This is a genomic window from Mesorhizobium sp. C372A, assembly GCF_030323245.1.
In the GTDB taxonomy this organism is placed as follows: Bacteria; Pseudomonadota; Alphaproteobacteria; order Rhizobiales; family Rhizobiaceae; genus Mesorhizobium.
The window spans coordinates 3,935,306-3,957,902 of the sequence record NZ_CP100475.1 but is presented as its reverse complement, the minus strand read 5'-3'; the positions used below and the strand labels follow the sequence as shown (position 1 = coordinate 3,957,902).

19 protein-coding genes and 2 pseudogenes are annotated in these 22,597 nt (G+C 63.9%); 12 read left to right on the top strand and 9 right to left on the bottom strand.

What is annotated here, in order from left to right:
• Window positions 1–31 precede the first annotated feature (31 nt).
• The gene (locus tag NLY42_RS18780) at window positions 32–1,060 is read left to right on the top strand and encodes a zinc-binding dehydrogenase (RefSeq protein ID WP_023753409.1); all 1,029 of its coding nucleotides are present in this window, start codon (window positions 32–34) and stop codon (window positions 1,058–1,060) included.
• 4 nt (window positions 1,061–1,064) lie between these two features.
• Entirely contained in the window at window positions 1,065–2,072 is a 1,008-nt protein-coding gene (locus NLY42_RS18775) for a lipid A biosynthesis lauroyl acyltransferase (protein WP_031196649.1), read from the top strand.
• 13 nt (window positions 2,073–2,085) lie between these two features.
• Here the strand turns inward: NLY42_RS18775 and NLY42_RS18770 are convergent, their stop codons facing one another.
• The gene (locus NLY42_RS18770) at window positions 2,086–2,517 is read right to left on the bottom strand and encodes a L,D-transpeptidase (protein WP_023681747.1); all 432 of its coding nucleotides are present in this window, start codon (window positions 2,515–2,517) and stop codon (window positions 2,086–2,088) included.
• A 223-nt stretch (window positions 2,518–2,740) separates the two neighbouring features.
• Between NLY42_RS18770 and NLY42_RS18765 the strand changes: the two genes are divergently transcribed.
• The 5 genes and pseudogenes from NLY42_RS18765 (at window position 2,741) to NLY42_RS18745 (ending at window position 9,375) form a co-directional block, all read left to right on the top strand.
• Complete coding sequence (locus tag NLY42_RS18765; RefSeq protein WP_023753411.1) at window positions 2,741–4,021, top strand: acetylornithine deacetylase/succinyl-diaminopimelate desuccinylase family protein; 1,281 nt, start codon at window positions 2,741–2,743, stop codon at window positions 4,019–4,021.
• A 121-nt stretch (window positions 4,022–4,142) separates the two neighbouring features.
• Window positions 4,143–5,618, top strand: coding sequence for an ABC transporter substrate-binding protein (locus NLY42_RS18760; RefSeq protein WP_023753412.1), 1,476 nt, complete (start codon window positions 4,143–4,145; stop codon window positions 5,616–5,618).
• 325 nt (window positions 5,619–5,943) lie between these two features.
• The gene (locus NLY42_RS18755) at window positions 5,944–6,891 is read left to right on the top strand and encodes an ABC transporter permease (RefSeq protein WP_023753413.1); all 948 of its coding nucleotides are present in this window, start codon (window positions 5,944–5,946) and stop codon (window positions 6,889–6,891) included.
• Window positions 6,888–7,757: an ABC transporter permease gene (locus NLY42_RS18750; protein WP_023706066.1), complete on the top strand. Its 870-nt coding sequence runs from the start codon at window positions 6,888–6,890 to the stop codon at window positions 7,755–7,757. The genes NLY42_RS18755 and NLY42_RS18750 overlap by 4 nt, the downstream gene beginning before the upstream one ends.
• A pseudogene (locus NLY42_RS18745) lies at window positions 7,754–9,375 on the top strand (ABC transporter ATP-binding protein). Before NLY42_RS18750 ends, NLY42_RS18745 begins: the two are co-directional and overlap by 4 nt.
• A gap of 115 nt (window positions 9,376–9,490) precedes the next feature.
• Here the strand turns inward: NLY42_RS18745 and NLY42_RS18740 are convergent.
• Entirely contained in the window at window positions 9,491–9,922 is a 432-nt protein-coding gene (locus NLY42_RS18740; RefSeq protein ID WP_023691035.1) for a TerB family tellurite resistance protein, read from the bottom strand.
• Between the two features lie 195 nt (window positions 9,923–10,117).
• Here NLY42_RS18740 and NLY42_RS18735 point away from each other — a divergent pair, with 195 nt between their 5' ends.
• The 3 genes and pseudogenes from NLY42_RS18735 to NLY42_RS18725 all read left to right on the top strand — a co-directional run.
• The gene (locus tag NLY42_RS18735) at window positions 10,118–10,903 is read left to right on the top strand and encodes a TSUP family transporter (RefSeq protein WP_023753415.1); all 786 of its coding nucleotides are present in this window, start codon (window positions 10,118–10,120) and stop codon (window positions 10,901–10,903) included.
• A 52-nt stretch (window positions 10,904–10,955) separates the two neighbouring features.
• Window positions 10,956–11,126, top strand: a complete 171-nt coding sequence (locus NLY42_RS18730; RefSeq protein WP_023670429.1) for a hypothetical protein — start codon at window positions 10,956–10,958, stop codon at window positions 11,124–11,126.
• A gap of 98 nt (window positions 11,127–11,224) precedes the next feature.
• Window positions 11,225–11,443, top strand: a pseudogene (locus NLY42_RS18725) (AraC family transcriptional regulator); the annotation flags it as partial.
• Window positions 11,444–11,550: 107 nt separating this feature from the next.
• Here NLY42_RS18725 and NLY42_RS18720 read toward each other — a convergent pair.
• Both NLY42_RS18720 and NLY42_RS18715 read right to left on the bottom strand, forming a co-directional pair.
• Complete coding sequence (locus tag NLY42_RS18720; RefSeq protein ID WP_023753417.1) at window positions 11,551–13,026, bottom strand: cobyric acid synthase; 1,476 nt, start codon at window positions 13,024–13,026, stop codon at window positions 11,551–11,553.
• Between the two features lie 2 nt (window positions 13,027–13,028).
• Complete coding sequence (locus tag NLY42_RS18715; protein WP_023753418.1) at window positions 13,029–13,637, bottom strand: dimethylsulfonioproprionate lyase family protein; 609 nt, start codon at window positions 13,635–13,637, stop codon at window positions 13,029–13,031.
• 149 nt (window positions 13,638–13,786) lie between these two features.
• Between NLY42_RS18715 and NLY42_RS18710 the strand changes: the two genes are divergently transcribed.
• On the top strand, window positions 13,787–14,953 hold the full coding sequence (locus tag NLY42_RS18710; protein ID WP_023753419.1) for an isobutyryl-CoA dehydrogenase: 1,167 nt from the start codon (window positions 13,787–13,789) through the stop codon (window positions 14,951–14,953).
• 23 nt (window positions 14,954–14,976) lie between these two features.
• Window positions 14,977–15,861 carry a 3-hydroxyisobutyrate dehydrogenase gene (mmsB, locus tag NLY42_RS18705; RefSeq protein WP_023753420.1) on the top strand — a complete coding sequence of 295 codons (885 nt, stop codon included), beginning with the start codon at window positions 14,977–14,979 and terminating at the stop codon, window positions 15,859–15,861.
• 425 nt (window positions 15,862–16,286) lie between these two features.
• Here mmsB and NLY42_RS18700 read toward each other — a convergent pair whose 3' ends face one another.
• From NLY42_RS18700 to NLY42_RS18680, 5 genes are all read right to left on the bottom strand, one after another.
• Window positions 16,287–17,666: an aspartate aminotransferase family protein gene (locus NLY42_RS18700; protein ID WP_023670423.1), complete on the bottom strand. Its 1,380-nt coding sequence runs from the start codon at window positions 17,664–17,666 to the stop codon at window positions 16,287–16,289.
• Between the two features lie 52 nt (window positions 17,667–17,718).
• Entirely contained in the window at window positions 17,719–17,841 is a 123-nt protein-coding gene (locus NLY42_RS18695) for a hypothetical protein (protein ID WP_023670422.1), read from the bottom strand.
• Window positions 17,842–17,873: 32 nt separating this feature from the next.
• Window positions 17,874–19,931 carry a prolyl oligopeptidase family serine peptidase gene (locus tag NLY42_RS18690; protein WP_156933746.1) on the bottom strand — a complete coding sequence of 686 codons (2,058 nt, stop codon included), beginning with the start codon at window positions 19,929–19,931 and terminating at the stop codon, window positions 17,874–17,876.
• A 110-nt stretch (window positions 19,932–20,041) separates the two neighbouring features.
• Entirely contained in the window at window positions 20,042–21,199 is a 1,158-nt protein-coding gene (locus tag NLY42_RS18685) for an MFS transporter (RefSeq protein WP_023753422.1), read from the bottom strand.
• Window positions 21,200–21,309: 110 nt separating this feature from the next.
• On the bottom strand, window positions 21,310–22,503 hold the full coding sequence (locus tag NLY42_RS18680) for an MFS transporter (protein WP_023753423.1): 1,194 nt from the start codon (window positions 22,501–22,503) through the stop codon (window positions 21,310–21,312).
• Window positions 22,504–22,597: the final 94 nt, after the last annotated feature.

Below are 22,597 nucleotides of genomic sequence, written 5' to 3'. Positions count from 1 at the left end.
CTTTTTCAGCCAGACTGAACTGACAGGCTCCATGCGCGCACTGCAACTTATCGAGGACCGCCGTCTTGAAACGGTGGACCTGCCGCCCCCGCCGCCCCCCACATTGGGCGAAGTCACGCTGCGCATCAAGGCGGTGGCGCTGAACCATATCGACGTCTGGGGCTGGCGCGGCATGGCCTTCGCCAAGCGCAAGCTGCCGCTGGTCGTCGGCGCCGAAGCCTCCGGCGAGGTCGAGGCTGTCGGCCCCGGCGTGTCCAGCCTGCTGCCCGGACAATTGGTATCGATCTACGGCGCTCGCACCTGCGGCCTTTGCCGCGCCTGCCGCGAAGGCCGTGACAATCTCTGCGAACATGTCTCGGGCGTCCACGGCTTCCATCTCGACGGCTTTGCGCAGGAGAAGATCAACCTGCCGGCGCGCCTGCTGGTCCCTGCCCCTCCCGGCGTGACCGATGTCGGCGCTGCCGTCGCCCCTGTCACCTTCGGCACCGTCGAGCACATGCTGTTCGACAATGCCAAGCTGCAGCCCGGCGAAACCATCCTCATCCATGCCGGCGGCTCCGGCATCGGCTCGGCGGCGATCCAGCTGGCCAGGCGCATGGGTTGCACCATCATCACCACGGTCGGCTCCAACGACAAGATCCACAAGGCCAAGGCCCTCGGCGCCGATCACGTCATCAACTACCGCGACGACCGTTTCGAAGGCGTCGTGCGCAAGCTCACCAGGAAGAAGGGCGTCGACGTCGTCTTCGAACATGTCGGCGCCGACACCTTTGCCGCCTCGATGCTGTGCCTCAAGCGCGGCGGCCGCCTGGTCACCTGCGGCTCGACCTCGGGCGTGTCGACGCAGATCAATCTGATGCAGCTGTTCCAGCAACAGCTGAAGCTGCTTGGGTCCTTCGGCTGCCGCATGGAGAACATGGCCAACGCCATGCAGAAGATGGCGGCGGGACAGGTCGCACCTGTCATCGACACCGAGGTCGGCTTCGACGGCATCGACGCCGCGTTGAAGCGCATGGAAGGCCGCGACGTGTTCGGCAAGATCATCCTGCGCGTTTCCTAGGACAATGGCCGGCTCGGTGTTCAAGAAAGCCCGCCGGGACTTCATGTTCCGCTATGGCCGAAGACTGCGCCAGATGGAGCACTGGCTGGTGGCGCGCGTGGCGATGACGATCATCTCGCTGCTGCGCCTCCTGCCCGCGGACAGGGCGCTCAATTTCGCCGACCGCGCGGCCCGGCGCATCGGTCCGCGGGTCGGGCGCCACCGTGTCGCCATCGACAATCTGCGCCTTGCCTATCCCGAAAAGAGCGATGTCGAGATCGAGGCCATCGCCTCCGACATGTGGGGCAACATGGCCCGGCTCGCCGCCGAATACATCTTTCTTGACGCGCTCTTCGATTATGATCCGAAGGCAGCGAAGCCCGGCCGCGTCGAAGTCGGTGGCGCCGATCATTTCCATCAGATAGCTGGCGAGGACAAACCGCATATCCTGTTCACCGGCCATCTCGGCAATTTCGAGCTGCTGCCCGTGGCAGCCGCGACGTTCGGCATGAAGATCACGGCGCTGTTTCGTCCGCCCAACAATCCTTACCTCGCCGATTATATCCATTCGACGCGGCGTTCGAGCATGGGCGCCTTGCTGCCGTCTTCGACCGGCGCCTCCTTCGCGCTGGCGTCGATTCTGGAGAAGGGCGGCAATATCGGCGTGCTGGTCGACCAGAAATTCTCCAGTGGGCTGGAGACGATCTTCTTCGGTCGCCCATGCCAGAGCAATCCGGTTCTGGGCATGCTCGCTCGTCACTATGATTGCGACGTCTATCCGGCGCGATGTGTGCGGCTGCCAGGCAACCGCTTCCGCCTCGAGATCGAGGACAAGCTGACCTTGCCGCGCAATGAAAGCGGCAGCGTCGATGTCGCGGCCACCACCCAACTGCTCGCCGACGTGGTCGAGCGCTGGGTGCGCGAAGATCCGGGACAGTGGATGTGGTTCCACAAAAGGTGGGAAATCTCAGGCCGGCGTCGCCGCCGGCGCGGACAGGCCAACGCCACCGGCCAGGGGCAGCGTCAATCTTAAGTGGTCGAAAGCCTCAGTTCGTCACAACGATCCGCGTATTGCCGAAGCCGACTTCGCGCACCATCGCATAGAACATCGCGGCATTGGCGGTGTGCAGCCGCACGCAGCCATGCGATGCCGGACGCCCTAGCTGCCTGACCGCGCCGGTGCCGTGGATGGCGTAGCCGCCATGGAAGAACACCGAGTAAGGCATTGGCGACATGTGGTATTTCTTCGAATACCACATCCGCGCCGTGCGTTGCGGCCGATAGGTGCCACGCGGCGTGAAATAGCCGCTGCGCGCGGTCGACACGCTCCAGCGATAAAGCACCTGGCCGTATTGGCTGACGGTCATGGTCTGCGACGAGACGTCGATGCTGGCCACCAGCGAGGCAGCCCTGCTTTCGATGGACGTGCCGAACAGCATCGCAGCAAAAGCAGCTGCCATGAGAACGATTTTAGTCATGAGATCAAACCCCTTTGATGCCCCTTGCCTGCCCTGTCATCACGCGGTTTTTCATCTTTTTAACGACAGGTGAGTGATCTAACACACACTCCTTGATAAATTCGCCAATCTAAAGCAGCGAATTTGAACGATTTTCCCGCCATAGTTGCCGCTGCGACACGAAGTTTCGGCGCCAGTGGCGCGATGCTTGCAAAACCACCCCCTTGCCTGCTCAAATCCGGGAATGAACGAACGACTCTTCAAAGCGATAGACGCCCGTGTTGATGACCTGGTCGCACTGACCGCCGGCCTGATCCGCTTCCCGACCATCAACCCGCCTGGCGAAGCCTATCGCCCCTGCGCCGAATATATCGGTGCGCGCCTAGGCAGGCTTGGCTTCGAAACCGAATTCATCCGCGCCGAAGGCACGCCCGGCGACACCGACCGCTATCCCCGCGTCAATGTCGTCGCCCGCTTCGACGGCCGCTCGCCTGGAGCCTGCGTCCATTTCAACTCGCACATCGATGTGGTCGAAGCCGGCGAGGGCTGGAGCGTCGATCCCTTTGCCGGCGTGGTGAAGGACGGCAAGGTCTACGGGCGCGGCGCCTGCGACATGAAAGGGGGCATGGCTGCCTCGATCATCGCGGCGGAAGCCTTCATGGAGGTATTCCCCGACTTTCCTGGCGCCATCGAAATCTCCGGCACCGTCGATGAAGAGTCCGGCGGCTTCGGCGGCGTCGCCCATCTGGCGAAGCTTGGCTATTTCTCGAAACCCAAGGTCGACCACGTCATCATCCCCGAGCCGCTGAACAAGGACCGCATCTGTCTTGGCCATCGCGGCGTCTGGTGGGCGGAGATCGAGACCAAGGGCGAGATCGCGCATGGCTCGATGCCGTTCCTCGGCGACAATGCCGTGCGCCACATGGGCGCCGTGCTGCAGGCCTTCGAGGATGAACTGTTTCCGGCGCTCGACCGCAAGGTGACGCGCATGCCTGTCGTGCCCGAAGGCGCAAAGCGCTCGACCATGAACATCAACTCGATCCATGGCGGCCAGACCGAGGATTTCCGCCCCGGCCTGCCCTCACCCAACGTGCCCGACGCCTGCCGGCTGACCATCGACCGCCGCTTCCTGCTCGAGGAGGACCTTGCCACGGTCAAGAGCGAGGTGACCGATATCCTCGACCGGCTGAAGCGCGAGCGCAAAAAGTTCGACTACGAGATTCGCGACCTGATGGAGGTGCTGCCGCTGATGACCGAGCGCGACGCGCCGGTGGTCAAGGCGGTGGCGCAAGGCATCATGGCGATCTTCGACCGTGAGCCGGATTATGTCATTTCACCAGGCACTTACGACCAGAAGCACATCGCCCGCATCGGCCACATCTATGATTGCATCGCCTATGGCCCGGGCATTTTGGACCTCGCCCACCGGCCCGACGAATGGGTCGGTATCTCTGATATGGTGGAGTCGGCCAGGGTGATGGCGATCGGGCTGAATGTGCTGCTTAGGGGCACGGCCGCGGACTGAACCATCGACTTCGCTGAAAAAACATTCCTCCCCGCGCCGCTGCAGAGCACGAAACGCAATTTACTCCACCTCGAAATCACGCTTCTATCGTACCAGGGTTCGAGCATTTGGGAGTTGCACGATGAAATTGTGGAAAACCATTCTTGCCGCCACGGTGCTGGCACTGGCCGGCAGTCAGGCATTTGCCGCACGCACCGACCTGGTGATCGGCATTACGCTCGAGCCGCCACATCTCGATCCGACCGCCGGTGCTGCCGCGGCGATCGACGAAGTGCTCTACGCCAACGTCTTCGAGGGCCTGACCCGCATCGGTCCGAATGGCGAAGTGCTGCCCGACCTTGCCGAGAGCTGGGCCATTTCCGACGATGGCAAGGTCTACACCTTCAAGCTGCACACCGGCGTCAAATTCCATGACGGCAGCGATTTCGACGCCGGCGACGTGAAGTTCTCGCTCGACCGCGCCCGCGCCGACAATTCGGTCAACGCGCAAAAAGCCCTGTTCGCCTCCATCGATACGGTCGAAGTCGTCGATCCGACGACGGTCAAGGTGACGCTGAAGAACCCGCAGGGGTCGTTCCTCTACAATCTGGGCTGGGGCGACGCGGTGATTGTGGCGCCCGAGAGCGCCGACACCAACAAGGAAAAGCCCATCGGCACCGGCCCGTTCAAATTCCAGAGCTGGGCCAAGGGCTCGTCGATCACGCTGGTGAAATCGGACACTTACTGGGGCGCCCCGGTGTTCCTCGACAAGGCCGAGTTCCGCATCGTTCCCGACGCCGCTGCCGCCGTGCCGGCGCTGCTCTCCGGCGACATCCAGGCTTTCCCTTTCTTCGATCCCGACAGCGTCGCGCAGGTCAAGGACGATCCGCGCTTCAAGGTGGTGATCGGCTCGACTGAGGGCGAGACCATTCTGGCGATCAACAACAAGAAGCCGCCTTTCGACAAGCTCGAGGTGCGGCAGGCAATTGCCTTCGCGCTCGACCGCAAGGCGATCATCGACGGCGCCTCGGCCGGCCTCGGCGTGCCGATCGGCTCGCACATGTCGCCCGCCAGCAAAGCCTATGTCGACCTCACCGGCCTGTACCCGCACAATGTCGACAAGGCCAAGGAGCTGCTGAAGCAAGCCGGCCTGGAGAACGGCTTCAAGGCGATGCTGAAACTGCCGCCGCCTTCCTATGCGCGGCTTGGCGGCGAGATCATCGCTTCGCAGCTGCGCGATGTCGGCATCGACCTGGAAATCATTCCGGTCGAATGGGCGCAGTGGCTGGACCAGGTGTTCACCAAGAAGGATTACGACCTGACCATCGTCTCCCACACCGAGCCCAACGACATCGATATCTACTCGCGCAAGGACTACTACTTCAACTACGACAACCCCGCCTTCGACAAGATCATCGCCGAGCTGAACCTCACCTCCGACGACGCCAAGCGCAACACGCTGCTCGGCGAAGCACAGAAGATCCTGGCCGACGACGCCGTGGTCGGCTTCCTCTATGAACTGCCGAAGGTCGGCGTCTGGGACGCCAAGCTGCAGGGCCTGTGGGAGAATGCGCCGATCCAGGCGAATGATCTGACCAAGGTGAAGTGGACGGATTGAGGCGGCGGGCCAAAGGGCGGCGTTTGCGCTCCGTCACACCCCCCTCTGCCCTGCCGGGCATCTCCCCCGCAAGGGGGGAGATCGGGCTATCATCTCCGCTTTCGCCTATCGCGAACGTTGAACGCTGGTCGACGACACAGAACCTGCTGATCTCCCCCCTTGCGGGGGGTGAGGAGTGGTCCGCGCAGCGGACGGAAAGCCAACTGCTTGGCTTTCCGAACAACGAACGCCCGAAGCGACAGCGAAGGGCCGGGTCCGGCAGGACAGAGGGGGGTGGGGGGGAACTCGACTTTCAAGGCGCAGCCGCACCGGGCGCCCCTCCACCATGACCGCCTACCTCCTCAAACGCCTCGCCATCGCCATCGCAACCTTGATCCTGGCCTCGATGGTCGTCTTCGCCGTGCTAGAAATCCTGCCCGGCGATCCGGCGCGGCTGATGCTTGGCCTCAACGCCAGCGCCGAGCAGGTCGAACTCCTGCGCAACCAGATGGGCCTCAACGCGCCGCTTCTCCTGCGCTACCTCCACTGGGTCGGCGGTCTGCTCAGCCTCGATTTCGGCCGCTCCTACACTTATTCAGTGCCGGTCATCGACCTTGTCCGCGAGCGCATGGCGGTTTCCCTGCCGCTGGCGCTGATCGCGCTGGCGCTGTCCACCATCATTGCCATCCCGGTCGGGCTCTATTCCGCCAGCCGGCGCGGGCGGGCCGGCGATACGATCGCCATGGGCGCCGCCCAGCTCGGCGTTGCCATCCCGAACTTCTGGTTCGCGCTGATGCTGATCTACCTCTTTGCCGTCTGGCTGCGGCTGGTGCCGGCCGGCGGCTTTCCCGGCTGGAGCGCCGGCGCCTGGCCGGCGCTGAAATCGCTGCTGCTGCCGGCCATCGCCCTCGCTCTGCCGCAGGCGGCGATCCTGGCGCGCGTTGCCCGCTCGGCGCTGATCGAGGTGCTGAACGAGGACTATATCCGCACCGCCCGCGCCAAGGGCCTGCCTTACCGCGCCGTGCTATGGCAGCACGCGCTGCGCAACGCGATGATCCCGGTTCTGACCATTCTGGGCCTGCAATTCGCCTTCCTGCTCGCCGGCACCATCATCATCGAGAACGTCTTTTATCTCCCCGGCCTCGGACGGCTGGTGTTCCAGGCGATCACTCAGCGCGACCTGATCGTGGTGGAAAGCATCGTCATGCTGCTGGTCGTCGCCGTCATTGCGGTCAACCTCGTCGTCGACGTCTCCTACGCCATCGTCGATCCGCGCCTTCGAGGCCGGCAATGACGCTGCACATCGACATCCCGCAGGAGACGTTGGGCAGCATTCTGGCCAAGGCCTTCCGCAACCGCTCCTTCCTCATCGGCTTCGCCATCACGGTGCTGGTGGCTGCAATAGCGGTCATCTCCTACGTCTGGACGCCCTACGACGTGACCAAACTGGTGATCTCGGACAAGACGCTGGCGCCCTCTGCGGCGCACTGGTTCGGCACCGATCATTTCGGCCGCGACATCCTGTCGATGATCATGGTCGGCGCCCGCAACTCGATTGCCGTGGCGCTGGTCGCGGTCGGCATCGGCATGGGCGTCGGCGTGCCGCTCGGCGCCTTCGCCGCGGCGCGCGGCGGGTTGGTCGACGAGGCGCTGATGCGGCTGACCGACCTCGTCTTCGCCTTCCCGGCGCTGCTGTCGGCGATCATGATCACCGCCATCTTCGGACCGGGCGCAATCAACGCCATCATCGCCATCGGCATCTTCAACATCCCGGTGTTTGCGCGCGTCGCCCGCGCCGGCGCGCTGGCGATCTGGCCGCGCGAATTCATCCTCGCCGCCCGCGCCGCCGGCAAGAGCAAAGCGCAGATTACAACCGAGCACGTGCTGCCCAACATCGCCACGCTGCTTCTGGTGCAAGGCACCATCCAGTTCGCGCTTGGCATTTTGGCCGAAGCCGGCCTCTCCTATGTCGGCCTCGGCGCCCAGCCGCCAATGCCGAGCTGGGGCCGCATGCTGTTCGACGCTCAGACGCGCATGGTGGTGGCGCCTTGGATGGCCATCTTCCCCGGCATGGCCATCGTCGTCACGGTGCTTGGGCTCAATCTGCTCGGCGACGGCATCGCCGACATACTCGACCCGAAATCGCGGCGGCAGCGATGAGCCTGCTGCAGATGGAGAACCTGTCGCTGGCCATCGGCGACACGCCGATCCTGAAAGGGGTCGACCTCTCCGTCGCGCCCGGCGAGGTGATGGGGCTGGTCGGCGAATCCGGCTCGGGCAAATCGATGACGGCGCTGACCATCATGCAGCTTCTGCCGCATGCTGCGCGCGCCACCGGCCGCGTGACCTTCGACGGCATCGATATTCTGGCCGCAACCGAGGACCAGATGTGCGCGCTGCGCGGCGACGACATCGGCATGGTGTTCCAGGAACCTATGACGGCGCTTAACCCGGTCAAGACGATCGGCGAGCAGGTCGCTGAAGGCATACGCTGGCACACCAGGGCAAGCCGCGCGGAAGCCGAAGACCGGGCGCGCAAAATGCTCGACCGCGTCGGCCTGCCCGAGGCCAAATTCCCGCTGTCGCGCTATCCGCACGAACTGTCGGGCGGCCAGCGCCAGCGCGTCGTCATCGCCATTGCCTGCGCATTGAAACCCAAGCTGCTCATCGCCGACGAGCCGACCACGGCGCTCGACGTGGTGCTGCAGGCGCAGATCCTCGACCTCTTGCGCGGCCTTGTCAGCGAAAACCGCATGGGCCTGCTTCTGATCTCGCACGATCTCGCCGTCGTCACCGAAATGGCCGACCGCATCACCATCCTGCGTCATGGCGAGGTGATGGAAGCCGGCGACACCGCACGCACGCTATCGGAACAGCTGCATCCCTACACGCGCCAGCTGGCGCTGGCCTCCATGCACGTGCCCGCGCGCGCCAAGGTTCACGCCACCGGCCAGGGCAAACCGCTGCTTGAGGTCGAAGGCGTGACACGGGACTATCCGGGCCGGCGCACCTCCCTGTTCAAGTCAGCGGCTCCAATCCGCGCCGTCGACGACGTGTCCTTGTCGCTGGCGCCGGGCCAATCGGTGGCGCTGGTCGGCCGCTCCGGCTGCGGCAAGTCAACGCTTGCCCGCATGATCCTGGCGCTCGACAAATCGACATCGGGAACGATCCGCTTTCGCGGCGAGACCATCACCGGCAAAAGCGAGGCGGAGCTCAAAGCCGCGCGGCGCGACATGCAGGTGGTGTTCCAGGATCCCTACGGCTCTTTCGACCCGCGCCAGAAGGTCGAGAAACTGGTCGCCGAGCCGCTGCATGTACTGGAAAAGAAGCCGACACCGGCCGAGCGGCGCGAGATGGTGGCGCATGCGCTGCACGAGGTCGGCCTCGGCGTCAGCGACATGGACAAATATCCGCATGAGTTTTCCGGCGGCCAGCGCCAGCGCCTGTCGATCGCCCGCGCCATCATCACAAGGCCGAAGCTGGTCGTCGCCGACGAGCCGGTCTCGGCGCTCGACGTGTCGATCCGCGCCCAGATCCTCGATCTGTTCGCAGAGCTCAACCAGAAGCTCGGCATTGGCTATCTCTTCATCACTCACGATTTGACCGTCGCCCGCGCCATCACCGATGAGGTGCTGGTCATGCATGACGGCAGGATCGTCGAGCGCGGCAAGACCGGCGACGTGCTCGATCATCCGCAGTCGGAGGCGGCCAGGGCGCTGGTCGCGGCTGCGCCCGATCTGCATCGGGCGATGCTCACCGTATGCAGGAACAGGGGTGAGTGACCGGTTCGCGCAGCGAATTCATCGTGCCAGTGGCACGATGAAAGGTCACGAACGCTGGGACGCTGCGAAGCAGCGGGGACCCGGCCGGGCGGCCGTTGCCCCTGGTCTGCCTCACTCCTCCGGCTTCACCACATCGACCGGGCTGATGTCGAGCAAATCGAGCGTGCGGCGCAACAGCCGCACTTCGCTCTCGGCCAGTTTGGAATCGGCTTTGGCGATCTCCGCCATGTGGAGCGCCAGCAACTTGCGCCGTTCGACATCGAGATCGCGGAACAGCGCCATGGCTTGCGAACCGTTGGTCTCGTAGCCGAAATCATTGAGATATTCGATGACCGCGTCGATGCTGGTTTCCGGGATGCCGAAGGCGTCCTTGCAGATGCGCCGGAAGGCGACCATTTCGCTCTCCGAAACCGAGCCGTCGGCCAGGATCATGCGAAACAGCATCAAGAGTTCCGCCGACAGCACGGGGTCGTCGGCAACCTTGCGCACGCCGGGGTCACCATCGAAGATCGAGCGTATCTGGTCGAGCAATGCCATCGCCAACAGTGTCCCTTTCCCGAGCCCGCCCAGCGCACATGACCAAAACTGCGCCGCGGTATTGGGATAATGACATGCACCACAGGAAATCCAAGCGCAACGCGCTTGGATGGACGTAGCGCGGAATCGGCCTTGCGCAAACCGGATGGCCATGAGAAGGCGCGGCACCACCTTTCCCGCCGGAATGTTCAGAAAATCCCGATGCTCGACCTCGCTACCCAGACCGTCATCATGCTTGCCTTCGCCGCCTTTGCAGCCGGCTTTGTCGATTCGATAGCCGGCGGCGGCGGGCTGATCACCATCCCGGCCCTGCTGCTTGCCGGCTTCCCGCCCGTCGCAGCACTTGGAACCAACAAGCTGCAGGGCATTTTCGGCACCGCTTCGGCGACCATCCACTACGCCATGAATGGCCATGTCGATCTGCGCCGACAGCTGCCATCGGCGCTTCTGGCCCTTGCCGGCAGTGCCGTCGGCGCCTTGCTGGCGGCATTCGTGCCGGGTGATCTCCTGCGGGCGCTGCTGCCGCTGCTTTTAATCGCCATCGCGATCTACTTCGCCGTGAAACCCAACATGAACGATGTCGACCGCGCCGAGCGCCTGTCGCCCTTCCTGTTCGGGCTGGTCATCGCCCCTTTGGTCGGCTTCTATGACGGGCTGTTCGGGCCGGGAGCCGGCTCCTTCTACATGCTGGCCTTCGTCAGCCTCGCCGGCTTCGGCGTGCTCAAGGCCACGGCACACACCAAGCTGCTCAATTTCGCCTCCAACATTGGCGGCTTCATCGTCTTTGCCGTCGCCGGCGTCGTCTGCTGGAAGATCGGGCTGATGATGGGCGTCGCCCAGTTCCTCGGCGCCCGGCTCGGCGCCAGCCTTGCCATCCGCATCGGCGCCCGGCTGATCAAGCCGCTGCTGGTGATCATCTGCCTGGCTCTGGCGGTGAAGCTGCTGGCCGACCCGGCGAACCCATTGCGCCAGCTGATTGGTGTATAAGCCTCACGCCTGATAGAGTGCCGTTGTACGAATCATGTTGGAGGGACCACACATGAATCTTAGTGCACCCACTCAGCTTGTTTTCATCATATCCCTTGTCATCGCCATCATCGGCGTGCTCGCCGCGCTTGGCGTTCTTGCGTTCATTCCTCTGGCTGCGGTGTGGATTGTCCTCATCGCATACATCGTGCTTGCCGCCGCCTGCCTGATGCGCGGCGCCTAGGCGCCCGCGACTTCTGCAATTCGAAGCGCCCGGTCAAAAGCCGGGCGCTTTTGCTTTGGATGCATGGTCCGTTAGGCTCTTCCGCGCGGAGGATGACCATGTCCGGCGAGACGGAGCGCCACGATCAACAGCACCGCCCGGTAGCCGACCGGTTCGAGATGGTGCAGCGCGCGCCGGGCCTGCGGCTGCAGAACGCGGTCACCGACATTTGTGGCTATCGCGAAACGGCGCCCGGCCATTTTCGCAATGTCGAATACGCCTCGCTCACCGTCCCGCTGGTGATCAGTTTCGCAGAATCCTTCGCCATCGGCCTTGGTCCTTCAGCGCCGCGTCGAAGGTCGGCGAAAGCGCCCGAACTTCGACATCCACGGAGTGGAAACGAAGCGGACGCGCAGACCCGAGGATGGCGAAACGGTGGACGGTCCTACCTTGCTAACCCAAAAATCGCATCGCACTCAAGATGGCGCTCCAGCTCGGTGGCGATCTCGTCCAGCGCTTTTTCCACGTCCGCGCGATAGTCGATGCCGCCGCCTTTCACGCCGAGGCTTTCCAGGAATCTCGCCCGGAAAGCGTCGGCGGAAAACAGGCCGTGCAGATAGGTGCCAAAAACCTTGCCGTCGGCGGAAATGGCACCGTCGTCGATGCCGTTGATCACAGCCGACGGCCGCGCCATGTCCGGCCCGGTGGTGCGGCCGAGATGAATTTCGTAGCCCTCGAGCGCGAGGCCGAACGGCACTGAGCGGGCGCTGACATTGCGCACCGTCTTTTCCGGTTCCATCACCGTCTCGATGTCGAGCAGGCCGAGTCCCTCGGCCTCGGTGACGCTGCCCTCGATGCCATCGGGATCGCGCACCAGGCGGCCGAGCATCTGGAAACCGCCGCAAATGCCGACGATATGGCCGCCGCCTTTGCGGTGGGCGAGGAGATCGCGATCCCAGCCATTCTCGCGGAACTTCATGAGATCGCCGATCGTCGATTTGGAACCGGGAATGACCACCAAGCCGGCATCCTCCGGCAAGCGCTGCCCCGGCGGCACGAACACCACTTCGACCTGCGGCTCGGCCTTGAGCGGGTCGAGGTCGTCGAAATTGGCGATGCGGCCAAGCATCGGCACGGCGACCTTCAACGCCCGCTTCTCGCCCGATGCCAGGCGTTCGAGCACGACCGAATCCTCCGAAGGCAATCGCGTCGCCGCCTTCAGCCACGGCACGACGCCAAAGCAGCGCCAGCCGGTGAAGTTTTCGATCGACCGGATGCCGTCGTCGAACAGCGAGACATCGCCGCGGAACTTATTGATGAGGTAGCCGACGATCATGCGCCTGTCTTCCTCCGGCAGGATCAGATGCGTGCCGGCGACCGAAGCGATGACGCCACCGCGGTCGATGTCGCCGACCAGGATGACCGGCACGTCGGCGCGCGTGGCAAAGCCCATATTGGCGATGTCGCGGCTGCGCAGGTTGATTTCGGCCGGCGATCCGGCGCCCTCGACGACGACCAGATCGGCGGCCTCACCGACCTTCGTCCAGGACTCCAGCACGGCGTCCATCAGCCCCGCTTTCATTGTCTGGTAGTCGCGCGCTCGCGCCTCGCCGAACACCTTGCCTTGCACGATCACCTGCGAACCGATGTCGCTCTGGGGTTTGAGCAGCACCGGATTCATATGCACGGTCGGCTGAACACCACACGCCAGCGCTTGCAGCCATTGCCCACGGCCAATCTCGCCGCCGCCGGGGCGGTTGTCGCCCGGAATGTCGGCGACGGCGGCATTGTTCGACATGTTCTGCGGCTTGAACGGCCTGACTTTCAGCCCGCGATTCCTGGCCGCGCGGCAGAGCCCCGCCACCAGCACCGTCTTGCCGACATCCGAACCCGTGCCTTGCAGCATGATCGCCTTTGCCATGCTCAGCCCCTGCCCTTCGCGCCGGAAACGGTCGACTTCTGCGACAGCGGCCCGCCGCGCCAGATGTAGAGCGCCAGCAACGGTTCGCTGCCGGTGCGCATGGCATGGCTGACATTGGAGGCGTGATGGATAATTTCGCCCGCCTGGCGGATGTGAAAGCCGCCCTCGCCCATGCGCCATTCGGTGCCGCCGGTCAACGGAATGTAGATCTCCTCGGCAATGTGATGATGGTCGGGATAGGTGATGCCGGGTCCCAGGATCAGCAATCCGGCCGCGACCTCTTCATTGGCGAAATGGCCGCGCGTGCCAAACACCTCCAGCCAGCCGTAGTTCTGCAAGAACGCTTCACCAAAATCGCTCGCGTTGTAGGTCTGCCCCCAGCACAGATCGTCACGACGCTCCGCCAGCAGTTGCACCAGAGGCTGCGGGTCCGGCGGCGCCAGTTCGACAATGCGGTCGAACAGACCAAGGCAAGGCAGCGGATGCGCTTCGAGCACGCGCGCCGTCATATTCCAGCCGATCCGGGTCACGGCGTCCCGCACCAGCGCGTTGTCCACGCCCCGGAGATAGGCATGGAAGCGGTCGAGCAATTCGTCGAAATACGTCGGCACGCAATGCTCCGTTGATCCATTCATGCACAGCGGCTGCGCGGCGAGCCGGGTTGCGCGGCGGCATCATTGGTCTAGATTGAGCGGCGCGCAAAGCCAAAAACAACAGGCCAGCAAGCCAACCCCAGCTGGGGAAACACAGGGAGCACGCCATGGACGCCGCGGTCGATGCGAGCACCAGCCAGTTCGAACTCAATGAGGAGCAGCGCGCCATCCAGGAGATGGCACAGGCCTTCGCCGCCGATCGCGTTGCGCCCAATGCGCTCGAATGGGACCGGGCAAGACACTTTCCCGCCGATGTAATCCGCGAGACCGGCCCGCTTGGCCTTGGCGGCATCTATGTCAGGGACGATGTCGGCGGCTCGGCGCTCGGCCGGCTCGACGCCGTGCTGATCTTCGAGGCACTGTCGCACGCCGATCCGGCGTTTTCCTCCTTCATCTCGATCCACAATATGGCGGCGTCGATGATCGACCGCTTCGGCGACGACGAGCAGCGCCAACGCTTCCTGCCGAAGCTGACCTCGATGGAATGGCTGGCGAGCTACTGCCTGACCGAGCCGGGCTCAGGCTCGGATGCCGCGGCGCTGAAGACGCGCGCGGTGAAGAGCGGCGACGACTATGTGCTTAACGGCGCCAAGCAGTTCATCTCCGGGGCCGGCGACAGCGACCTCTATGTCGTCATGGCGCGCACCGGCGCCGACGGGCCGAAGGGCATTTCCACCTTCGTCGTGCCGAAGGATGCGCCCGGCCTGTCCTTCGGCGCCAACGAGCACAAGATGGGCTGGCACATGCAGTCGACCCGCCAGGTGATCTTCGAGGACTGCAAGGTGCCGGCTGCAACCCTGCTGTCGGGGGAAGGCGCAGGTTTCGGCATCGCCATGGCCGGCCTTGACGGCGGCCGCCTCAACATTGCGGCATGCTCGCTCGGCGGCGCGCAATCGGCGCTCGACAAGGCGCTGTCCTATACCGCCGAGCGCAAGGCTTTCGGCTCGAAGATCAACCAGTTCCAGGCGCTGCAGTTCAGGTTGGCCGACATGGAGACCGAATTGCAGGCAGCGCGGATCTTTCTCTACGCCGCCGCCTCGAAACTCGACCGCAAGGCGCCGGATGCCGGCAAATGGTCGGCCATGGCCAAGCGCTTCGTCACCGACATCGGCTTCAACGTCGCGAACGAGGCGCTGCAGCTGCATGGCGGCTACGGCTATCTCCATGATTACGGCATCGAAAAACTGGTGCGCGACCTGCGCGTCCACCAGATCCTCGAAGGCACCAACGAGATTATGCGCGTGATTATCGCGCGGGCGTTGATCGGACGCTGACGGCAACAATTCAGGAGAGATTGATGACCACCATCGCCTTCATTGGTCTCGGCAATATGGGCAACCCGATGGCTGCCAATCTCGTCAAGGCGGGGCACGCGGTGCACGGCTTTGACCTGATGCCGGAGAACCTCACCGTCGCCCACGAGCATGGCGTCATTGTCACGGCGAATGCCGTGGCGGCGGTGAAAGACGCCGATGTCGTGATCACCATGCTTCCCGCCGGCAAGCACGTGCTCTCGGTCTACGAGGACATCGCACCCAAGGCCAAACCAGGCGCCCTGTTCATTGATTCCTCGACCATCGATGTCGAGTCGGCCCGCAAGGCGCATGCCGTAGCAAGGAAGCACGGGCTGCATTCGATCGACGCCCCCGTCTCCGGCGGCACCGGCGGTGCTGCTGCGGGAACGCTGACCTTCATGGCCGGCGGCGCCAAGGATGCCTTCGCCAAGGCCGAACCGGTCCTGAGGCCGATGGCAGGCCGCATCGTCCATTGCGGTGACGACGGCGCCGGTCAGGCAGCCAAAATCTGCAATAACATGATGCTCGGCATTTCGATGATCGGCGTCGCAGAGGCCTTCGTGCTGGCCGAAAAGCTCGGCCTCTCGCATCAGGCCCTGTTCGACGTTGCCTCGACCTCGTCGGGCCAGTGCTGGTCGCTGACCACCTATTGCCCGGTGCCGGGTCCCGTGCCGGCCTCACCCGCCAACCGCGACTACAAACCGGGCTTTGCCGCAGCACTCATGCTGAAGGACCTGAAACTGGCGCAGGAGGCGGCCCAAAGCGCCGGCGCGGTGACGCCAATGGGGGCCGAAGCGGCCCAGCTTTATGCGCTGTTCAACGCCCAGGGAAATGGCGGATCGGATTTTTCCGGCATCATAAATTTCCTTCGCGGCAGTTCTCTATAAGTTTCGAATTTGGCAGCGCTTTTCTCGATTTTTATTGCCCGGAAAAATTGCAAATTTAGATTTGCTTAAGCTCTCGATAACCCGGCGGTAACGATGTGCCTATATAACGGATGGCGAGGCGGACATATCGCATCCGCCCGGCGCTCCGGATCAGGTCTCGCGTACCGGAGCCCGTAAGTTTCGCAAGTGTATTGTTGGCGAAATGCCATGCGTATCTGGCAAAGCCGCGTTCCTATGGAGCGCGGTTTTTGCGTTTTGCAGTACTATACTGCTCGGTCTGAATTATTATTCCGATTGCAGCGTTCGGAATTGCCTCATGGCCTTTATTGACCAGCACGATCGGTGCGCTGACCCCGTCGACCCTGACGATAAGCAGGCGCACAGTCCGGGCGCCCTGTTTGCAAGGCGCCCGGCGCTCGTTCCATCTACTTCTTGCGCAAATCCGCTTGCGCCAGATCCAGCGCTTTGGCGATGCGATCGCAAGCCATGTCGATCGTCGCGCGGGTCCAGATCAGCGGCGGCGACAGGATCATCGTGTCGCCGGTGGCGCGCAGCATAAGGCCTTGCGCGATGGCGTGGTCGCGGACGGTGACGGCGGCACTGCCCGCCGGCAGGAAGCGCTCCTTGGTCGCCTTGTCCTTGACGATCTCGATCGCGCCCATCAGCCCGATCGATCGCACCTCGCCGACCAGTTCGTGGCCGGCAATGCGCTCTTGCAGCGCCTGGGCGAAGTAAGGTCCGGTGTCGTTCCTGACCCTGTCGACCAAGCCTTCGCGCTCCATGATCTCGAGATTCTTCAGCGCCACCGCGCAGGCCACCGGGTGACCCGAATAGGTATAGCCGTGGTAGAATTCGCCGCCCTTTTCGACCAGCGTCGCCGCGATACGGTCGCCGACCAGCAGCGCCGACAGCGGCTGATAGCCCGAGGTCAGTGCCTTGGCCGTGGTGATGGTGTCAGCCTCGACGCCGAAGGTCTGCGCCGCAAACCATTCGCCGGTGCGGCCATAGCCGGTGATGACCTCGTCCAGCATCAAAAGCACATCGTATTTGCGGCAGATGCGCTGCACTTCCGGCCAATAGCTCATCGGCGGTATTTTCACCCCGCCCGCGCCCATCACCGGCTCGCCGATGAAGGCCGCCACCTTGTCGGCACCGGCTTCGAGGATGGCGTCCTCGACGGCCTTGGCCGCGCGCAGGCCGAAATCATGGTCGCTTTCGCCGGGCAGCGCCAACTCATAAGCATAGGGCATCATGACATGGACGATGTTGGGAACCGCCCCGCCGAGCTGCTTGTGCATCAAATCCATGCCGCCCAGCGACGTCCCGGCGACGGTCGAGCCGTGATAGGCCGACTTGCGCGAGATGATGCGGTTCTTCTCCGGCTTGCCTTCCAGCACCCAATAGTGGCGCACGAGCCGCAGCGCCGTGTCGTTGGCCTCCGAGCCGGAGGAGCCGTAGAAAACCTGGCTGATGCCCTTGGGCGCCAGCTCGGCCAGCTTCTTCGACAGCAGCACGGGCGTCGGCGTCGAGCATTTGAAGAAGGAATTGTAGTAGGGCAATTCCTTCATCTGCGCGTAAGCGGCGTCGGCCAGCTCGTCGCGGCCATAGCCGACATTGACGCACCACAGCCCGGCCATGCCGTCGAGTATTTCGGTGCCGTCGGCATCGTAGATGAACGGGCCGTTGGCGTGGGTGATGATGCGCGAGCCGGTCTCGCGCAATTCCTTGTGGTCGGTGAAGGGATGCAGATGATGCGCGGCGTCAATCTGCTGAAGCTGCTTCAGCGAATAGTTCTGGTAAGTCATGGGTTTGCTCTTTCCTCTGGAATCAAACCGGCAAGCTGCCGGGGCGACTTCGTCAGAGGACGGCGGGCGGCGAATAGCCGATGCGGGCGCACAGCCTGAGCAGTTCGGCGCGCAGCGTGCGCGGCGACGGTGTCACCGCGACCCCGAAGGCGCCGGATGTGCTCATGTAGACCATGGCGGCAGTCTATGCCGCCCGAGGCCCGGAATTCAAGCGGTGCCGCTCAATACCCTTTGCAGGAACACGTATTTCATGGCGGTTTGCGCCGCTTGCGGCCGGCGGTCGCCGCGCCCGCCATGGCCGCCTTCCGTCTCCTCGAAGAACAACGTCTTGCCGTGACCTGCTTCCTGCAGCTTCGCGGCCATCTTGCGGGCATGGCCGGGATGGACGCGGTCGTCGGCGGTCGATGTCGTGAGCAGCACCGGGGGATAGTCGGCATCGGCCGAGACATGATGGTACGGCGAATAGGCGGCGAGCCACTTGGCTTCTTCCGGTTTTGCCGGATCGCCATATTCGCCGATCCACGAGGCGCCTGGCGGCAGTTCGGTGTAGCGCAGCATGTCGAGCAGCGGCACCTCGATGATGACGGCGCCGAACAGTTCGGGATGCTGCGTCAGGGAAACGCCGGTAAGCAGGCCGCCATTCGAGCCGCCCTGGATGCCGAGGGAAGCAGCCGTGGCTATGCCGCGCCTGACGACGTCCTCAGCCACCGCGGCGAAATCGTCGAAGGCAGTCTGGCGATTGCCCTTCAGCGCGGCCTGATGCCAGGCCGGCCCGAACTCGCCGCCACCGCGGATGCAGGCCTGCACATAGGCGTTGCCCTTTTCCAGCCACAGCCTGCCGCGCACGCCGGCATAGCCGGGCAGCAGCGGTATTTCGAAGCCGCCATAGCCGTAGAGCAGCGTAGGCACCGGACCCTTCTGGTCGCGCCGCCTGACGACGAAATACGGGACCATTGTGCCGTCCTTCGAGCGCGCCTCGAACTGTTCGGAGACCAGCGGCGCGGCGTCGAACCGAGCCGGCTGCGATTTCACGGTGGCCAGCGTCGCCCCGTTATCATCCGACCAGATGATCGAACTCGGCGTCAGGAAATCGGTGAAGGAGAAGGAGACGCTGGAACCGAAATGCTCAGCATGCGCGATGCCGACATTGCCGTTCTCGGGCAGCGCCACCGGCTTCAGCGACCAGCGGTCGCCGCTGCGCTCGGCGACAACGACCTTGCCGCGCACATTGTCCATCAGATTGATGAACAGCCGGTCCTGAGTGCGGGCAATGCCGGCGACCGAAACACGGTGCGCTGGCGCGAGCATGGTTTCAACAGGGCCCAGGTCGCCGGTGTCCATCCAGTGTTCGAAATCGAAGGAATAGAGGCCGTCCGGCAAGCACTCAGTGCCGCCCGGCGCCGTCCATGGGCTGCGCACCCCGAACACGAACCGGCCCTTGAACAGCGCGGTGTCGGTGACATCGTCCGGCAGCGGGATGCGCCGGTTTTCGCCCGACGGCAGGCGCAGAAAACTGTGCGAGGAGAAGAAGGCGATCGTGCGGGCCAGAAACAAATACTGCCTGTCGCCATCATGCTCGACCCCCGCGCCGGCCGCGAGATCCTGCTTCTCGGCCTCGAAGATCGGCGTCGCCTCCTCCAACCGGGTGCCGCGCTTCCACAGCTTGACGACGCGCGGATAACCGGACTGGGTCTTGTCGTCTTCATTGAAGGCAGCCGAGACAATGACCGTGTCCTTGTCCAGCCAGGAAAAGCCGGATTTCGAGGCGGGAGCGCGGAAGCCGCCCTCGATGAATGATTTGGTCTCGATGTCGAATTCGCGCATCTCGCTGGCATCGCCGCCATCCGGCGACATCGCCACCAGGCAAAGGTTGAAATCGGGGTAAAGGCGGCTGGCGCCGCTGAACACCCACTTCACCCCCTCCTTGGCCGACAGCACGTCGAAGTCGATGATCGTCTCCCACGCAGGCTTCTCGGTCTTGTAGGAAGCAACCGTCGTGCGGCGCCAGAGGCCGAGCACATTGGTCTTGTCCTGCCAGAAATTATAGACTTGGCCGTTGAGCGCGGCACCGGCCGCAATGTTGTCCTCGGCCGTCATCAGGTCGAGCGCCGTCTCGAAGGCCGCCTGGTAGGACGGATCGCCCTGTAGTTCGGCCACGGTGATCTCGTTCTGGCGATGCACCCAGTCGAGCGATTCCTTGCTGGTCCGGTCCTCCAGCCAGAGGAACTTGTCCTCCGCGGTGGCATCCGTCTGGCGTTTTGTCATCGATTGGGTCACGCATGGTCTCCAGGCTAGTGGCGGGCAGCCCTGCCTACATCGCGTTGCAAGCGGTTTTATTCAAGATGGTGACGTCAGGTCATCGGGGGAATGCGGCCTCAAACCATCCGCCGGCGCAGGACCGTGGCCACAGCCAGTGCCAGACAAATTGTGCCCAGCGTGATCGGCAGGCCGGAGGCGCCGATCACATCCATGACGCCACCCGCCAGCGGCGGCACCACGATGCCGCCGATGCCCCACATCAGGGAGAAGGCGGCATTGCCGGCGACCAGCGCCGAGCCGGTAAAGCGCTCGCCGAGCTCGATGATCGACATGGTGTAGATGCCATAGGAGACCGCGCCCCAGATAAAGACGCAAGGCCAGATCAACGGCGTCTCGATCAGCAGCGGCAGCAGCACGCAGCCCAGCACAGTCACCACGACGCAGACGAATCGCACCAGCCGCGCCGTCAGCCGTTCCGCCAGCAAGCCGAGCGGCACCTGCATGGCGATGTTGCCTGCGATCATCACCGACAGCAGCGCCGACATGCGCGCTTCCGCGATGCCATAGTGCGTGCCGTAGACCGGCAGCAGCGCCAGCACGCCCTGTTCGAAACCGGCGGCAACGACCACCGCCGACAGCAGTAGCCATGCCAGTGGCACGAAGCCCATGACCGAAACCCGGCGCCCAGCTTCGTCGACCTTCGGCAGTCGCGGCAGCACCAGCGCGAGGCAGGCGCCGCAAAAGATGAAGGCGGCGATCCCCACCAGGAATGGCGGCCATCCCACGGTGCCGACAGCGAGCAGGCAGAGCGGCCCGGCAGCGAAGCCGGCCGAGATGATGGTTGAATAGACACCCATGACGCGACCGCGGCGCGATGGCGGCGCCAGTGCAATGACCCAGATTTCGCTCAAGACATAGAGCGGATTGGTCACCACCCCGATCAAGAAGCGCAGCGGAAACCACAGATAGACATTCTGCGTCCAGCCGATCAGCGCAAGCACAATAGCCGAAAACGCCGCGCAGGTAAGCGCGGTGCGCCCTGCCCCGAACCGGCGCGCCAGTGCCGGGATCAGCGGCGACGAGACAATGAAGCCGATCGGCGTCATTGCCGCCGAGAGCCCGATGATGGCCGGCGAAACGCCCTGGCGTTGCAGGATGAAGCTCAGCAGCGGATAGGACAGGCCTTGCGCGATGGCGAACACCGAGACGGTCGCGATCACGCCGCTGATCGCCGCCCACTGCATCTTCTCGTTGTCAGCTTCCGCCAGGTTCATCATTGGGACCTAAACCAGATTCAGGACTAGCTTTTCTGTCCGACGCGGGTAAGCCCCGCCCCGGGAAAAACCGTTTGCTCCAGACAAGGCCTGTCATGAGTTTGGGCCTGTCAGGAGTTTTTGGGCCTGTCAGGAGTTTGGCGCTTGAACGATCGGTAAAGCGCGAAGCTCACCAGCAGCGCGTCGAGTCCGGCGATCACCACCGGCAGACCGAGCGGACCGATGGTCTGCATCAAGGCACCGGCGCCAGGCGGGCCGACAATGCCGCCGGCGCCCCACATCAATGCGAAGGCGGCGTTGCCGGCGACCAGCACGGTTCCCCTGAAGCGGCTGCCGAGCTCCACCAGCGCCATGGTGTAGACGCCGTAGCCAACAGCGCCCATGACGAGAAGGACGAGCCAGATCGCCGGCGTCGTGATCAGCAACGGCAGCAAAACCGCGCAGGTCGTTGTCGCCAACGCACAGAAGATGATCATCGCCCGCCCGCCGAAACGCTCGGCCAGCAGGCCGAGCGGGATCTGCAGGAAGATGTTTCCCAGCGACAGTGCCATCACCAGGGCCGCCAGCGTCCTTTCGGGCAGGCCATAGGCGGCACCGAAGACCGGCATCAAAGCGTAGGTGCCCTGCTGGACCGCCGCCGAAACCAGCACGGCAAACAACAGCGCCGGCGCCAGCCTGGCGAAACCGAAAAAGCCGCCGGGCAATTGGCCGTCATCCTCGAAGCCGGCGAGGCTTGACGAAACAGCACGAAGGATCGCGGCGCACAGGATGAAGCCGGCCATGCCGACCAGGAAAGGAACCCAGCCCGATATCCCTACCGCGGTCAGGACCAAAGGCCCCGCAGCATAGCCAGCGCCCAGCACGGTGTTGAATGCCCCCATCACCCTGCCGCGGCGCGACGGCGGCGCCAGCGACAGCGCCCATACTTCGCCCAGTATATAGAGCGGGTTGATGACGATACCGATGATGAAGCGGATGACGAACCAGCCCACCCAGTCCTGCAGGTAGCCGATGCCGAGGAAGCACAGCGCCCCAATCAATGAGCAACCCACAGCCAGGTTGCGCGCGCCGACCAGCCGAATGGCTGCCGGCACGAACGAGGCCGAAAGGATCAGGCCAAGCGGCATCATCGCTGCCGACAAGCCGATCAGCGCCGGCGACATGCCTTGCTTCTGCATCAGCAGCGTAAACAGCGGCGAGCTCAGCCCTTGCGCCGCACCGAACATCGCGAGGGCGGCAGTTACGCCGGCAAGCGCCGCCCATTGCGTCCCCGCTTCGCCATCGCTCGAACCGGTCGCAGCCATGATGCCTTCCACATGAATTGCCGGCCCATCCAGCGGCAAACCACTGAGCTAGCGGTTCGATTTAGGGAAAGGAAGGGCCGCGCCTGAAATCCCC

What these genes read in the sequence shown, in the direction of transcription:
- NLY42_RS18735 (WP_023753415.1), top strand. Translation starts at nt 10,118, where the DNA reads ATGCTCGACCTCGCTACCCAGACCGTCATCATGCTTGCCTTCGCCGCC.
- NLY42_RS18730 (WP_023670429.1), top strand. Translation starts at nt 10,956, where the DNA reads ATGAATCTTAGTGCACCCACTCAGCTTGTTTTCATCATATCCCTTGTC.
- NLY42_RS18775 (WP_031196649.1), top strand. Translation starts at nt 1,065, where the DNA reads ATGGCCGGCTCGGTGTTCAAGAAAGCCCGCCGGGACTTCATGTTCCGC.
- NLY42_RS18770 (WP_023681747.1), bottom strand. Translation starts at nt 2,517, where the DNA reads ATGACTAAAATCGTTCTCATGGCAGCTGCTTTTGCTGCGATGCTGTTC.
- NLY42_RS18685 (WP_023753422.1), bottom strand. Translation starts at nt 21,199, where the DNA reads ATGAACCTGGCGGAAGCTGACAACGAGAAGATGCAGTGGGCGGCGATC.
- NLY42_RS18760 (WP_023753412.1), top strand. Translation starts at nt 4,143, where the DNA reads ATGAAATTGTGGAAAACCATTCTTGCCGCCACGGTGCTGGCACTGGCC.
- mmsB (WP_023753420.1), top strand. Translation starts at nt 14,977, where the DNA reads ATGACCACCATCGCCTTCATTGGTCTCGGCAATATGGGCAACCCGATG.
- NLY42_RS18720 (WP_023753417.1), bottom strand. Translation starts at nt 13,026, where the DNA reads ATGGCAAAGGCGATCATGCTGCAAGGCACGGGTTCGGATGTCGGCAAG.
- NLY42_RS18680 (WP_023753423.1), bottom strand. Translation starts at nt 22,503, where the DNA reads ATGGCTGCGACCGGTTCGAGCGATGGCGAAGCGGGGACGCAATGGGCG.
- NLY42_RS18780 (WP_023753409.1), top strand. Translation starts at nt 32, where the DNA reads ATGCGCGCACTGCAACTTATCGAGGACCGCCGTCTTGAAACGGTGGAC.
- NLY42_RS18765 (WP_023753411.1), top strand. Translation starts at nt 2,741, where the DNA reads ATGAACGAACGACTCTTCAAAGCGATAGACGCCCGTGTTGATGACCTG.
- NLY42_RS18750 (WP_023706066.1), top strand. Translation starts at nt 6,888, where the DNA reads ATGACGCTGCACATCGACATCCCGCAGGAGACGTTGGGCAGCATTCTG.
- NLY42_RS18690 (WP_156933746.1), bottom strand. Translation starts at nt 19,931, where the DNA reads ATGACAAAACGCCAGACGGATGCCACCGCGGAGGACAAGTTCCTCTGG.
- NLY42_RS18700 (WP_023670423.1), bottom strand. Translation starts at nt 17,666, where the DNA reads ATGACTTACCAGAACTATTCGCTGAAGCAGCTTCAGCAGATTGACGCC.
- NLY42_RS18710 (WP_023753419.1), top strand. Translation starts at nt 13,787, where the DNA reads ATGGACGCCGCGGTCGATGCGAGCACCAGCCAGTTCGAACTCAATGAG.
- NLY42_RS18755 (WP_023753413.1), top strand. Translation starts at nt 5,944, where the DNA reads ATGACCGCCTACCTCCTCAAACGCCTCGCCATCGCCATCGCAACCTTG.
- NLY42_RS18695 (WP_023670422.1), bottom strand. Translation starts at nt 17,841, where the DNA reads ATGGTCTACATGAGCACATCCGGCGCCTTCGGGGTCGCGGTGACACCG.